The organism is Marinilabilia sp. (genome assembly GCF_016278715.1).
Taxonomy (GTDB): domain Bacteria; phylum Bacteroidota; class Bacteroidia; order Bacteroidales; family Marinilabiliaceae; genus Marinilabilia.
The window spans coordinates 1-14545 of the sequence record NZ_JADQBH010000306.1; the positions used below are offsets into that span (position 1 = coordinate 1).

Annotated in this window: 11 protein-coding genes; 3 read left to right on the forward strand and 8 right to left on the reverse strand. The window is 40.5% G+C overall.

The window, feature by feature from the left end; translation table 11 throughout:
- The 3 genes from QZZ43_RS18565 to QZZ43_RS18575 form a co-directional block, all read right to left on the reverse strand.
- The coding region (locus tag QZZ43_RS18565) for a SusC/RagA family TonB-linked outer membrane protein (protein WP_291862398.1) at window positions 1-1732 on the reverse strand (1732 nt) is incomplete at its 3' end.
- 157 nt (window positions 1733-1889) lie between these two features.
- Window positions 1890-3335, reverse strand: coding sequence for an Ig-like domain repeat protein (locus QZZ43_RS18570; protein WP_291862400.1), 1446 nt, complete (start codon window positions 3333-3335; stop codon window positions 1890-1892).
- Between the two features lie 49 nt (window positions 3336-3384).
- Window positions 3385-4983, reverse strand: a complete 1599-nt coding sequence (locus QZZ43_RS18575; protein WP_291862403.1) for a glycoside hydrolase — start codon at window positions 4981-4983, stop codon at window positions 3385-3387.
- Between the two features lie 293 nt (window positions 4984-5276).
- Here QZZ43_RS18575 and QZZ43_RS18580 point away from each other — a divergent pair, with 293 nt between their 5' ends.
- Window positions 5277-9431, forward strand: a complete 4155-nt coding sequence (locus tag QZZ43_RS18580) for a hybrid sensor histidine kinase/response regulator transcription factor (RefSeq protein WP_291862406.1) — start codon at window positions 5277-5279, stop codon at window positions 9429-9431.
- The gene (locus tag QZZ43_RS18585) at window positions 9428-9763 is read left to right on the forward strand and encodes a TraR/DksA C4-type zinc finger protein (protein WP_291862408.1); all 336 of its coding nucleotides are present in this window, start codon (window positions 9428-9430) and stop codon (window positions 9761-9763) included. Before QZZ43_RS18580 ends, QZZ43_RS18585 begins: the two co-directional genes overlap by 4 nt.
- Before the next feature lies 1 nt (window position 9764).
- Here QZZ43_RS18585 and QZZ43_RS18590 read toward each other — a convergent pair whose 3' ends face one another.
- The 5 genes from QZZ43_RS18590 to QZZ43_RS18610 form a co-directional block, all read right to left on the reverse strand.
- The gene (locus QZZ43_RS18590; RefSeq protein WP_291862409.1) at window positions 9765-11240 is read right to left on the reverse strand and encodes a UvrD-helicase domain-containing protein; all 1476 of its coding nucleotides are present in this window, start codon (window positions 11238-11240) and stop codon (window positions 9765-9767) included.
- 15 nt (window positions 11241-11255) lie between these two features.
- On the reverse strand, window positions 11256-11822 hold the full coding sequence (locus QZZ43_RS18595; RefSeq protein ID WP_291862411.1) for a hypothetical protein: 567 nt from the start codon (window positions 11820-11822) through the stop codon (window positions 11256-11258).
- Between the two features lie 471 nt (window positions 11823-12293).
- The gene (locus tag QZZ43_RS18600) at window positions 12294-12743 is read right to left on the reverse strand and encodes a MarR family transcriptional regulator (protein WP_291862414.1); all 450 of its coding nucleotides are present in this window, start codon (window positions 12741-12743) and stop codon (window positions 12294-12296) included.
- 18 nt (window positions 12744-12761) lie between these two features.
- Window positions 12762-13328, reverse strand: a complete 567-nt coding sequence (locus tag QZZ43_RS18605; RefSeq protein ID WP_291862417.1) for a YceI family protein — start codon at window positions 13326-13328, stop codon at window positions 12762-12764.
- Window positions 13329-13368: 40 nt separating this feature from the next.
- Complete coding sequence (locus tag QZZ43_RS18610; RefSeq protein WP_291862419.1) at window positions 13369-13986, reverse strand: nitroreductase family protein; 618 nt, start codon at window positions 13984-13986, stop codon at window positions 13369-13371.
- A gap of 336 nt (window positions 13987-14322) precedes the next feature.
- On the opposite strand from QZZ43_RS18610, the gene QZZ43_RS18615 reads away from it, so the two are divergent.
- Window positions 14323-14545 (forward strand): pirin family protein (locus QZZ43_RS18615; protein WP_291862422.1); only part of this gene is annotated, 223 nt, incomplete at its 3' end.

Sequence of the window (14545 nt, forward strand, 5' to 3'; positions counted from 1 at the left end):
GGTAAGTTGCTGTCAGGTAATAACGATTCAAATAGTTATAGGACAACCGGCCCAGATACGACTCAAGTGAGTTGCCCCAGGAATTTCCATTAACCTCCGGGTTTTCAGTAGCAGCATCTATTTCACGAAGTGGATCCGAATTATTAGGGATTCCGTCTTTTGTTCCATTAATAAAACGACCTTCCCATTTTTCGAGGGTAGCGCCACCCATCAATGAAACATTATGTTCGTTTACTTCAAGAGAATAAGTTAGTGTGTTGGTCCAGTTCCAGTAAGAATCGAAATTGTGTGACCGATAAACATAATTTAGTTCATTCTTTTCATGTGCCCCGTCAATAACAAAATCAGGCTCAAAATCATCGTTGTGGTCAAATTTATAATCACCACTTATCTGAGTCCTGAAATCCAGATTCTTAACCGGAGTAACTTCTGCATAAGCATTGGCCGCAAGAGCATAATACCCGCCTTCGTCAAACTGACGTGCATCACGCGCGATGGGGTTCCACACATAGGTATAATACGACCGTTGATAAATGCTATACTCATTCAGTCCTTCCTGCTCTTCCTTAGGGCGATAGATCGGAGTCACAGGATCAATCAATAAATAATCCTGATACCAGTTTGGCGTATTTTCCCACATTTCCCGTCTAGGGTTCAACATCACGCCGGCAGTAATCCAATCGGCGAAATCCCAATCTGAGCTCAACCGGGCAGTAAATTTCTGCCAATTGCCGGAATTGTAAAACGATTCCTGATCGTAGTAATTTAAGCTAACCGCATATCTGTTATTCTCGCTTCCACCTGATGCCTGAAAGCTAAAATTTCTTTGAGGAGAAACTTTGTTTACTCCTTCTCCCCACCAATCAGTACCCTCTCCAAGGCTTGCCGGATCAGGAAATCTTTCACCCAATCCCGCATTCTGAAGTGATTGATTCATAACCTGGGCATATTCAGTGGCATTGGCCATATCATAGGGCTTATCGAACACCTGAAAACCATACGAAAGGTCGGCTGAAAACTGAGTTTTCCCATCTTTTCCCCGTTTGGTAGAAATCAGTACAACCCCATTGGAAGCACGACTACCATAAATAGCTGAAGCAGATGCATCCTTGAGGACCTCAATACTTTCAATCTCATTGGTATTCAAAAAGTTCAGATTACTTCCCATCGGAACACCGTCAACCACATAAAGCGGGTCTGTAGAAAGATTGAGTGATGTAAACCCACGAATAAGCACTTTCGGAGACGCTCCCGGATGTCCACTACCGGCAATGATTTGAACCCCTGGCGCTTTACCCTGCAAAGCCTCTACAGGATTTCCCACGCTCATGGTTTTCATATCCTCACCTTTTACCGACGTAATAGAACTGGTCAAATCACTTTTTTTGGCTCGTCCATATCCGATAGCAACTACTTCATCCAGGGAAACAAAAGTCTCTTCCAATTCAATATTAAGAATCGTCTGGTCACCGACGGGAACTTCAATATTATTGAACCCGATAAAGCTAAATTGAAGAACATCATCGGGCTCTGCATTCAATTGAAAGTTGCCATCTATATCCGTAATCGTTCCGGTGGTTGTTCCTTTTATTGCAATGGATACCCCGGGAAGCAGTTCTCCATCAGAAGAAACTACGGTTCCTTTTATCAATTGTTCCTGTCCATGCATATTGACTGAAAAACAAAATAAGACAGCCAAAAGCCAAATGAATTTATGAATGTATTTTCTCATATTCTTGACATTTAATGTTTGTGATTATCGAAACCCTGAACTGTTCTAATCTATTGTAGAAAAAGAAAAACTCAGTTTTCTCACCCCATGAATTTGATAAACATTTTTGTGTAAACAGGAGGCTCAGGGAGCCCCCCGCGATTAAATTTCTAATGGTCTATTGAACCGGTACCACTTTGGCCCTGTTGAGATGAGAGTCGAATGTAACTTTGTAAGTAGTTCTGACCGGAACAGTCATCGCCACATTCTCTCCACCTTTTAAAATTGTTTTCTCGGGATCCACTTTTCTATCAAAACGCCAGAATGGTTCAGGCCACCATCCCCATGGATGTTCCGGTTGTAAAATAAATTCAACGGATCCTTCCATATCAAGAGTTTTGTAAAACCTGTAGTTATTCTCAGGATCGCGCTCCAATTCAATCGACGCCCAGGTAGCCCAGTTCTGATCGGGATAATCAGGGAATCCTTTTCCAACCAATCCTAATTTTCCCAGATATTCGGTTTCGATATAAGCATCATCATCCGGATTTTCAATTCTCGGCTCAAAATACCAGTCATCCGGAACATAGGTCTCCACATTGTAGGTCATATTCTCCAGATCAACAGAAATAAGGTAATACCCTTTCTGATCAAGAATAATTGGTAAGGCATTTTCAGGGTCATTGACCAGTTTAGAAGGATTATTGGGATCAAGACCGTAGCAATGAGGTGCGAAGCTTGTGGTTTGAGGAACAAACCGAACTTCTGCGCCAGGAGCCTCCGCATAATACTTTCCCTCAAAATTGTAAGGTGCAGTTTTAGAAATCAACATGGGAACACCAAAAAGATCCGAATTCAGTTCCTCATCGGTAGCCACATCGGCAAGATACAGTTTGTCAAAATCAAAAGAAGCCTTAACGACTCTGTTGTTGGTCACCACATTACCAGCACTGTCGGCCAAAACAAACTCAAAATTGTACTCTCCTACTTGAGCCGGCAGGGTGGCAATGTTCTGATATTCGAAATTCAATTGCCCTGTTCCCATAAACGACACACTGTCGTAAAAATTAATGGAAGATTCTTTGGCCACGAAATAACCAAGCTGGCGAGAATCTCCCAACACAGCATTTATCTCAATGGGCAATTCACTGTCAGGAGCCAGCGTTAATCCATTAACAGGATTTTTTACATCCAGAACCGGGTCCGTGAAGTCGCCATCCATAAAAACTTCCACAATTTTACTGGAAGTTCGATCTCCCATGTTATAAACGGTAACCTGAATACTATGTGTTTTGTCGGGTGCATCTTCAGGCACCAAAAAGTCGTATGAAAGGTCATAACTCTTCACCAGAGAATCATTGGAAGAAATGTCAATATCCCGATTAAGATACCAGTCATCAATGTTCAGATTGATTTTTTTTATCCCCACATCATCGGTAGCTATTCCTTCAATCCGGATGGTGCGTCCCTGTTCGGTATGTATCTCCGCAGCCTGCAATTCCAATGCCGGGTCGCTGCTAACATCCCAGCTTTTCTCATTGTCATCATCGCATCCCCAGAAGAGAATTGCGCCAAACAGCAATGATAATGACAACATCGTCATACTTTTTACACTTTTTTTCATAAACCTCATTTTTATAGATTATTATCTAATTCAACCATATACCTGTTTTTTACTTTTTATATTTTAGGATAACTGTTTTGACCGTCTCAGGATCAACAACCACATTCTCCAGGCTACCCTTCTCAAAAGACAAGTCTTCATTTTTGGAGGTAACATAAGTCTTTACCTCCTCATCGAAACGATTTTTGTCCTGAAATTCCAGAACCTGCTTTTCATCGGAGTAGTTAATCAAGACCAGCGCCACCTCTCCAGTAGCATTATTCTTGAATGCAGAAACCATCAATGAAAGAGCCTGCTCAAAATAATCATCCCCATTATCCGTCTTTACCTCAATTCTGACCATTCCCGGTCTCACGAATCGGGAAAAATTTCCCATTGCCCATAAAAGCTTTGAATCATGGTAATTTCCATCAAACTTTAACTTCTCATTATCGGGATGTTGTTGATTTGTGATGCCTTCTCCCCCATTGTCAAGGAAGATTAGTCCATCTTTATAATTACACTGAGTGATGGCAGTCCACCATTGCCAGGAAGTAGCATTGGCAATGGTTAAATCGTAATGCATTACCCTGGCCACATACAGAGCTGTACCCATGCCAAGGTCACGTTGATGTCCACCAGTTATGTCATCATTATTCTCCAAAATGCAAAATTCACTTTGCCAGAAATCCATTTCAGGATTAATTGAATCAAGGCTTTGTCTAAGTTTAAGCCTGACATTAATTAGTTTTTCAACCGGCCATGTGGTAAAATAACTATGTCCGGAAAAGAGAGGAGCAGTATGTTTTAACCGACCTAAGAAAAGCGGACTATCGGGAGAAAGAAAATCTCTGAATTGGTCAGAACTACCCGAATAATCATGAACCTTCTCATATAGAAAGTTGTATTCGGCAGTTTCACCCGGAGCAATCATGGTTTGGAGTCCGCGCTTTTGAAATTCATGATCGAGAAAATGAGTCAGCAGATAAAGATCTTCGTTGGTCGCCGGAGTTCCCTCTTGTGTAGGATTACTCCAGTCCCATTGGGGCTCATTAAACGGGCTAAGATAAGAAAACCCAAGCCCCTTATCTTCGAAGTGTTCACACACATCAGAGAGGAACCTGGCATAGTCCTGTAATTTATTATCACGAATATTCAGATTTGTCCGTCCCCCGGGAGAAAAGGCTTTCCCATTAGTGGTAAAATAAACAGGAGCGGAATTGGGGAAAGCTACAGTGTTCTCAACACCATATTGATACGCCATTTTAAGAAACCACTGTTGACCATCCTGTTTTGACCAGTCATAAGTTCCGTCAGGAGAAAGAAAACACTCTGATTTTCGCCAGGGATTAACAATCCCGCTACTATCGCCCTGTTCCATACTTCCGGCCCCTATATTAAAACGCCATAATGACAATCCGATTCCCAAAGGATTACCGTTGTCATCAACCTCTTTACTAAACAACCATTCCGACATTCTTTCTTTTTTTGCATCGGGCCAGTTTTTACCTACGAACTGACAGCGCCAGGCATCTGATGCTCCAAATGAATGAATAACCTGATACTCTTTTTCTGCATTTATCTTAATTAATACTTTTTCATTTTTCTGGCCTGAAACTCCAAAGTTCATCCATAAAAAAATCCCTGATAGCAATAGAAAAATTCTCATTTGACAATTTGTTAATTTTTAAACAACACCATCAAATTAAGTTAATTTAAACACGGATGGATATAAATTTTCATTCACACAGTCGTGTTTTTTAGTCATTTTCAATAATTTTTCAATCACATGAAAAAATTTATAACCCTGACTCAATGAGTGTTACAATATTCTATGATAAATCGTTCACTATTTTTTTTACTTTTGAATTATCATTAAGGTCAATAAGGGGTTTTTAACAATTAAAATCCCTTTTTGTCATTTGCCTTTGCAGCGAAATTAAAATTGAAAAACAAAACCAAATGAACATCATTTTAAAATACTTCACCGCAATACAAATTCTCTATACAGCACTCACCTTTAGTAGTTTCGCTCAGGAAGCAACCCTTAAGAATTATGACATTGATATAATCAACAGTACCCAGGGCCTCCCTTCGGATGATGTAAAAGATGTTTTTCAGGATTCAAAAGGGTTTTTATGGTTTTGCACCACAGAAGGCCTGATTCGTTTTGATGGTTATGTGCTTAAAACATTCTCTATCGCAAACCATCACTCCAAAGGACTGATAACAAACTTATTTAACAACATTCTGGAAGATTCCAACGGATATTTATGGTGTGCCACAGACCGTGGTGTGGCCCGACTTGATCGTACAGACGAAACATTTACATTTTTCAATACTCAGTCCCCCCAACCATTTACCCTATCTTATGATGTCGTAGAAACAATCGTAATTGACGAATTCGACCACATTTGGATTGGTAGTTCAGGAGCCGGAGTGGATGTTTTAGATCCGGAAAATGGCATCATTAAGAAATACAATATTGCGTCTGGAACAACCGGAATGAATTCAGACTGGATTACAAATATTTTTAAAGATGCCCACAATAATATTTGGATATCCTCTTGGAAGGGAGCGTTAACACATATCAACAAAACAAACAACCAGGTTAAATCCTGGAAAAAAGAAGACATCCCTTTAGATTTACAACACTTCTCTCCTTTTTCCATGACCCAGCAAGGAGAAAACAATTATTGGCTTGGCCTTTGGGAAGAAGGTATTATCAACTTTAAATATGAAGAAGACAGTATCATTATAAAAAAACACATCAAATTCGATGATAATGAATACGATGCCGCAGCGAACATCATTTTCGATTTAGCCTTCGATAAAGAGGGAAATCTATGGGTAGGGAGCCCGGCGGGGCTCGCCATATCACAAAATCCGCACCAGCAAAACCCTGTCTTCACAAAATTTTCCAACCAGAGCAATTCTCTAAAACTCTCACACAACGAGGCATTCTCAATACTTTGCGATGCTTCAGGATTAATATGGGTCGGAACCTCAGGCGGCGGAGTAAATAAAATTGACAATAAAATCAAACTTTTCAATTCCCTGCATATTACAGCCAAGACTGAATCTGCCGGCAGTCAATCGATCTCCTCCTTTATAAAAACAAATGCCGGTGATTTACTCATTGGAGTAAAAAGCCTCGGGTTTGGAGTATTCAATATGGAGAATCGCTCATTTACTCAGTACAACCATATTCCCCGATTCCAAAATCTACCCCAGGACTTAAATACGGTTACCTGCTTTTTTCAGGATTCTAAAGGTTTTTTATGGTTTGGAACCAGATACCTTGGCCTTATTAAGTTTAACCCCGAAACGGGCGAACACATGATCATCAACAAAAACACTCCGCAATACGATTTTCCATCAAGAGAAATATTTGACATTCATGAAGACCCTTTTGGTCACATTTGGATAGGGACAGAAAACGGTCTTTATAAAATCGTTGAGTCAACTCCCGACAAATTCCATAATTTCTTTATTCTGAGATATGCCACAGATGTAAACAATCCAACTTCCCTGAGCAGTAACAGAATTTCAAAAATTCTTATCGACAACAATAATAATTTGTGGGCCGCCACCTTCGACGGGGGAATAAACAAAGCCATTTCAGACATAACCCAACATTATCCACTTGAATTTAAAAGATTTCAGGCCTCAAAAAAAGACAGCAATGGTTTAATAACTGACCACATTCTAACGTTGTTCGAGGATTCCTCCGGAAGCATCTGGATTGGTTCGGGTGGTGGCGGATTATTCAAGTGGGTTCCTGCTCAGTCGAAATTCATCTCATTTGCTCCGTATGTGGCGGGAGATATTATTTATGCCATAAACGAGGATGACAATAACAATATATGGATTGGAACCAACCGGGGACTGACAAAACTAAACATCCTGGAAAAACAGCTCCGATCCCATTTTTTTCTTCAGGAGAACGGACTTCAGGGTAATATTTTTAACAGAGGCTCTTCATTTAAAGACACAGAGGGGAATCTCTATTTTGGAGGAAACAGGGGCTTTAACATTTTTAATCCACTGGAAATCAATCCGGATGATTTCATTCCGCCGGTCGTTATTACCAACGTAAAAGTAATGAACAAACCGGTATCAATCACGACGTCTCACGACAAGCCACTTGTATTAAATCATCTCGAAAATAATTTTTCAGTCTCCTTCGCAGCCCTTTCTTTCTCTCAACCCGAGAACAATAAATATTCAGTTCTGCTCGATGGGCTCGAAAACGATTGGCGATTTATGGATGCAGACATGCGCACTCTAAATTACGCCAATCTGAAACCCGGAGAATACACTCTAATGATCAAAGGATCCAACAGTCAGGGACATTGGAACCCAGAGCCAGAGAAACTATTTATCAAAGTGAACCCGGCACCTTACAAAACATGGTGGGCATTTTCTTTTTACGCCCTCATCTTTGGAGGTATTATTTTCTTTATCTTTAAGATGGAGCGTAAAAACCAACAGGTAATACATGCATTGGAAATTGAGCATATTGAAAGACAAAAGTCAGATAAACTCAACTTTTTCAAACAAGGTTTGTTTGCAAATATTTCCCATGAATTCTTAACTCCATTAAGTATTCTTGGGTGTCTGATAGACGACTGGCGCCATACTCACATAGCTCCCAACGGGAAAGACCTGGCGCTTGCAGAAAGAAATATCAACCGCCTAAATCGCTTAAACAGACAGTTCCTCTATTTTAGCAAATCAGAGATAGAACAACTTCCTCTTTCTGTAAGTAGAGGTAACCTCAACAAATTCACGCAGTTCATTTGTGACAATTTTGCACCCCTCGCCCGAAAAAAGCATATTGTTTTTGACTTCAACATTAATTGTCCCGAATCTAACCTTTGGTTCGACCAGGAAAAAATTGACATTATACTCTACAATCTATTATCGAATGCGTTTAAATTCACCCCCGATGGAGGAACAATAACCCTTAATCTATCTCTTTCAAAATCAGGAAATGAGACAATAGCCAATTTTGAAATACGTGACACTGGTAAGGGAATAAGTGAGGAAAAACAGGCCTTCATATTTGACCGATATCAGTCCATCAGTGGCAACAATCACCAATCAGGCGGTTTTGGCATTGGATTATCTCTCACAAAAGCCATGGTAGAGACTCATAAAGGTACCATTCGTCTGAAAAGCATACCCGAAGAGGGAACAACTGTTTTATTTTTTCTTCCTGTCAACAAAAAAGCTTTCGACAAAAACGAAATTGCAGAGAACAGACTGGAACAAATTCCTTCAACCCTTATGGAAGCCGAAGATATTGAAGAGGACACCATTCTTCGCATAAAAAATCTTCAACAATCATTCGACCATAAACCCACCGTTCTTATCGTGGAGGACAACTCCGATTTCAGAAAACTTTTAAAGGGCAGTCTGGAATCCATATTCAATATAATTGAGGCCCCCAACGGAATGATTGGTTATGAAACTGCCGTCAACAAACAACCTAATATCATAATCTCGGATGTTTTAATGCCTTCGATGAACGGCATCGAGTTATGCAAAAAAATTAAAAACAATGAGGCTACTTCGCATATTAACGTAATTCTGCTCACCGCTAAAACATCGGATGAAGAACGAACAGAAGGTTACAGAGCAGGTGCCGACAGCTATATTTCCAAACCATTTAACCTGCATACCATGTTGGCAAGGATGGAAGCCTTACTCGAGCAACAAAAACGTAATCAGACTTTCCAAAAAGGCTTTAAACCCAATAAGAATAAAATAAATGATATCCAGGATGAATTACTGATTCATGCCAAAGATATCATCGAAAAAAACATTTCCAATCCTGACTTTTCGGTCAGGCAACTTGCTGAAAAAATGTCAATTAGTAATTCCATGCTATACAGGAAAATTTCAGAATTGGTAAACATCAATCCAAACACATTCATTCGGAAAATGCGAATGATGAAAGCTGCAGAATTGCTTGAAGAAAACCAATTAACAATTTCTGAAGTAGCTTATCAATGCGGCTTCAAGGATGTCAGCTATTTTGGAGTTACATTCAAAAAAGACTATGGCATAACTCCGTCGCAATACCAAAAGAGTAAAAAAATTCCACTATGACAAAAGTCGAAAAAGAGCAATTGGTAACCATCATTGAATCAGAAATCCAGAAGCTTACTGCCAAAATAGAAGAACTGAAACAATTCACCCGCCCGATTTCTCCCGACGATGCCATTGGGCGCATTTCCAGAATGGATGCCATCAACAACAAAACCATTTTTGATGCCAGTTTGAGAAATGCCAAAACCCGACTGTCGCAACTGGAACAAATCCTGAAATTGAAAAACGATGGAAGCTTTGGCATCTGCAATAAATGTCGCCAGAGGATTCCATTCGAGAGGCTAAAACTAAGACCTGAAATCCGTCTTTGTGCCACTTGCCTGAAAAGATAAGCTATTCAGCCAGGAAGGGTGACTTCTCTTTCACATACAACAAATTAAGCCGGTGCATGGCACGCGTACAGGCAATGTAAAGCAATCCCCTGTCCACTTCATTCTGATAGTTTCGATCATCGGCATCAGGTACAATCACCTGGTCAAATTCAAGTCCCTTGGCCATGTGCGATGAAGTGATAATAATTCCCTGCCCAAATGCACCGGTTTCGGCACTTAAAAGCAGTAACCGATCGTAATGATCCGTCAATGCTGCATAGAGTTTTGCTGCCTGCTTTTGCGTCTTGCAAACAATTCCCAGTGAGTGATAGTCCGACAGCTCAAACTCATCAACGATCGTTTTTATTTCCTCAATTTGTGCGTTCTTTGATTTGAAAGCATCCACCGAAGGTGCCTCTCCATGCCGCTCAACCACTTCCAGGTCGCTGTCGGGTTGGATCTTTTGAGCAAACCGGGCTATTTCACTGGTGGAACGGTAGCTTTTATTCAACAACATACAATCCGCGCCGGGAAAAACTTTAGCGATGGAATCGGAATTTGAAGAACTAAAAGGATTGACCGACTGGTTTGCATCTCCGAGGATAGTCTTTTTGCAGGAAAATAAGCGCGACAGCACCGAATACTGAACAGGTGTATAATCCTGCATTTCATCCACCAAAAGGTGCTTCACATGACTAAAGGTCTTAAATCCCTCCAGTTTCAGTTTCATGAAAGCCAGCGGGAAAACATCGGGATATTCAAACGTTGATGCCCTGGCATATTTAAACATTTCGGGCCTCCCCAACCACTGATAGAAGTCCTTGTACAACTCCCGAAGATTGGTAACCCGGAACATATTCTTTACGGTTTTCCGCAATTCGTTGCGTTCCTTTCCGGATATTTCGTATTGATTGTAATAAAACAGGTCGCGTTCAATGTGACTGACAATCTCGTTGAACCTCGAAAATAGCGGAACCCGGTGAAGAGACTTAAACTTATCGGCAATATAAGAATCCGGAATGGGGTTTCTTTGAACCATAATCATTTCAGGCTCGAAGTAGTTGTTCTCAATAAAAGCCAGATATTCGTTCAGTTTACTCACAAATTCGAAAGTGGCTTTAAACTGAATCCGTTCCCGGAAACTTTCATCTTCCTTCTCAAGTAACAACGAAACCTGCTCAAAGAAAGTCTGAAAACGGTATTTGCCATCAAGAAGCTGATTGGCCAGTTCTTCCATACCTATTTCGGGAATTTGCTCCTCTCCCAACTCAGGCAGAACATTTGAAATATAATCTGCAAAAACCTTGTTGGGCGATAAAATCAGGATATCTTTTGAAGAAATGGTCTCCCGGAAGCGATAAAGCAGAAATGCAATACGGTGCAGCGCAATGGAAGTTTTCCCGGAACCTGCCACCCCTTGAATAATTAGCACCTGAGAATCTTCGTTCCGAATAATGGCATTCTGGTCGCGCTGAATGGTGGCAACAATGTGTTTCATCTTGTCATCCGACGCTTAGCCCAACTCCCGCTGAAGCACCTCATCGTGAATATTCAGCGAACTTTCCAGCATGTATTCCATCTCACCAAAACGAATTCGGAACTGACGTTTTAAAGTGATTTCTCCTTCCACTTCTCCAGTAGGCGCCTCATAATTTGCAGGCCCCAGCTCAAAATCGTAAAACATCGAGGAAACCGGTGCCCGCCAATCATACACCAGATTTTCTTTCAGGGCCTCATCGTAGTAAGCATGTACCCCAACATAAACCGGCAAGGGCTTAAAAGCATCCTTTTCGTTAAAATCGAACCTCCCAAACCAGGGCGATTGCTTGAGTTTACGTAACCTTTTCTTTTTCTCCACTGCGGCTTCACCGGTTAGTGCCGACTGCCTGACAGACTGATGAACAGCCACTTTCTCCACATGGTCCATGCCGGTCTTATGCTCCCAGAGATAATCCTTTTGCGCCTGCACATCTTTGGCATATTGCGCTAAATTTATGTCTATCTGGTTGATGGCTGATTGCAACTTATCTTTAACCTCTTCAAGGTAATTTCTCTCATCTTTCTCCGTCTTATTAAACATGCCGCTGTTTAAAATTTGTGATATTGGGAAAATTCTTTTCAGGAAATAAATCTGATAAATAAGTATTAATAGATCGTTGGATTTTTAGATATAAGATTCAAGATGAATCCTATAACATTGATAAACTGATTGTTGGAACAAACACCTGGCAATTCATAAACAATTAAGCATTAAGTGATTACAAAAGTTTAACGGACTATTGAAATATGAGACCTCAAAAAATTGCCAGATTTACAAAACAAATGGAGGCTGTCTAATAAGTCACTACAGCTTATTAATGGCGTAGGTCGTAGTTGATGGGATTCTTCACTGCGTTCAGAATGACAAAAACACAAAACCCATGACTTTCTTGACAAACTCTTCCTTACAAAGAATTCAGGGGGGAGTAATGCCGCAATATTTTGACAGGTGAATTATCATAGCGGCGGCAAAAGTAATAAAAAAATCCAACTCAAATCCGGGACATTTACATCAGTCCCGGGCTTTATCCAAAAGACGGTTCAGCTCCTTAATTTCATCAGCCGTCAGATTGGAAAGAAGATTGTCCGTTTGTTTTTCACAATCCAGCATATCGTCCAAAAGGGTGAGGCCTTTTGAAGTTATTTCAATGCTCTTTTGCCTTCGATCGGCAGGATTTTCAACTCTGGTGACCATTTTTTTATCCACCAACCGATCAATAATCCGGCTCACATCCGACACTTTATCCAGCATTCTCTCCTTGATAAAGCCTACAGACAAGGGCGCTTCCGAACGGAAACCACGAAGAATCCTCAACACATTATACTGCGGTTCTGTAATACCAAACCGTTTAAACGACCGAACCATTTCATAGCTCAGTAAATTGGTGGTATATCGCAGGTTAATAAACCCTTTGTAGTATTCGTTCCGAAAGCGACCTTTTATTTCATCTTCGATGCGCATAGCTCAAAAATCATCTGATTACTTGACATGTAGATCAACATCAATGACAAACTCATCATCAATAGCTTTGTCCGCTAAATTATCAAAGAATTTTGTAGAACCATAACGAACATCATATAATGTTCTGTCTACCACAATACGACCCTTGTAACCATTTCCTGTGGGTGTGGCCACAAAATTGGCCGGAAGGGTTCGTCCTTTGATAGTTAGATTCCCATTCACTTTTAAGTCTGCCCCCGATTTTGAAGAACCTAAAACCTTGAACCTGCTGGCTTTATGGTTTTCCACATCAAAAAAATCAGCCGACTTTAGATGTCCTTCCAGCTGTTGATTCAACGATTCATCTTCAATATCGGTTACAGCAATGCTTTCCATATCTATTACAAACTCGCCACTATGGATAATGCCGTTTTCGACAACCAGACTTCCGGATATCAAATTGATGGTTCCATTGTGGGACCCACCAATTTTACCGGCTTCCCAGGAAAGGGAACTCTCTTCTGCATCTACCTTTTTGGTTTCCTGTGCTTCAGTATTAACTGAAAGTGCAATTCCTATAATAAAAACAAATAATAGCTTTTTCATTACGATAAAATTTTCAATTAAAAAACTTGTTTCTCAAATCTCAAAATACGGTCACGATATCATCAAACGACCTTCTGGGGCGACGAGGATAAAGCTTTTGGGAATCATCAGCATAACCCAATGCAATGGCCATCACCACCTCTTCACTATCCTTCAGTCCAAAGGCTTTATGAACTCCGTCAAAATCTAGTCCGCTCATAGGATGAGAATCCACGCCATATTCTTTAGCTGCAATCATCAACGACATACCCAGCAATCCGGCATTGCTCTCTGCAAATTTTAATTTGCGCTCCTCACTGGTACCATAAAGAAACTGAGCAGCCTGTTTGGCTCCTTCAACAATCTCTTCTCTGCCACCAACCGACTGAAGCATCTCTTCCCAAACAGGGTTTTCATTATTGTATCCTTCTCTGTCTCCAACCAGAACCAATGTTACTGGAGCCTGCAGAATCTTTTCCTGCTTATTGGCTAATTCGAAGAGCTTGTGTTTGCTCTCGTCTTTTTGAACCAAAACAATTCTCCATGGCTGGAGATTAAACGCAGAGGGAGCCATCACCGCCAGGTCAACAATCTCTTTCACCTGCTCCAAAGGAAGTGGTTTGGTTTTGTCAAAATTATTGACTGACCGTCTTTCGTTAAAAAGTTTTTTAGTTTCCATATCAACTTGATTTATTTTTTAATTCAATTACACTGCAAATATATGTTTTAACTTTATTTGTTGCAACATCTATTTTGAAATTTCTATTTTTTTAACATTGCCAACCGCTGAAAATCAAAACCATCTTCCTGTTAAAGCCCTATGAATCAACAAAATTACAAGCTAAGCAAAACAATCCGGTCCACGAATTAAGTTTTCCCAATAAAAGTGATTTTACACAACACGTTTCTAAAAACAAACCTTACTTTCGAAAAAAGCATTAATCTGGAAACAACAAGAAGAAATTTCTTTTTCAAAGCAAATCGTTATCTTCAATAATTGTAAAAACAAAACGTTATGTCAGTCATTGATCTGATAATAGAAGAAAGAGCCGCCGACATTGGAAACTTCCTGGTTGGTCGCCTTCTCCCCTTTCACCGCAAAAGAGCCGTAGGTCCTTTTGTCTTTATTGACCACATGGGGCCAACCCAAATGGGTGAAAACCAGAATCTGGATGTATTACCCCATCCACACATCGGACTCTCAACCCTCACCTACCTTTTCGAAGGTTCTATCATGC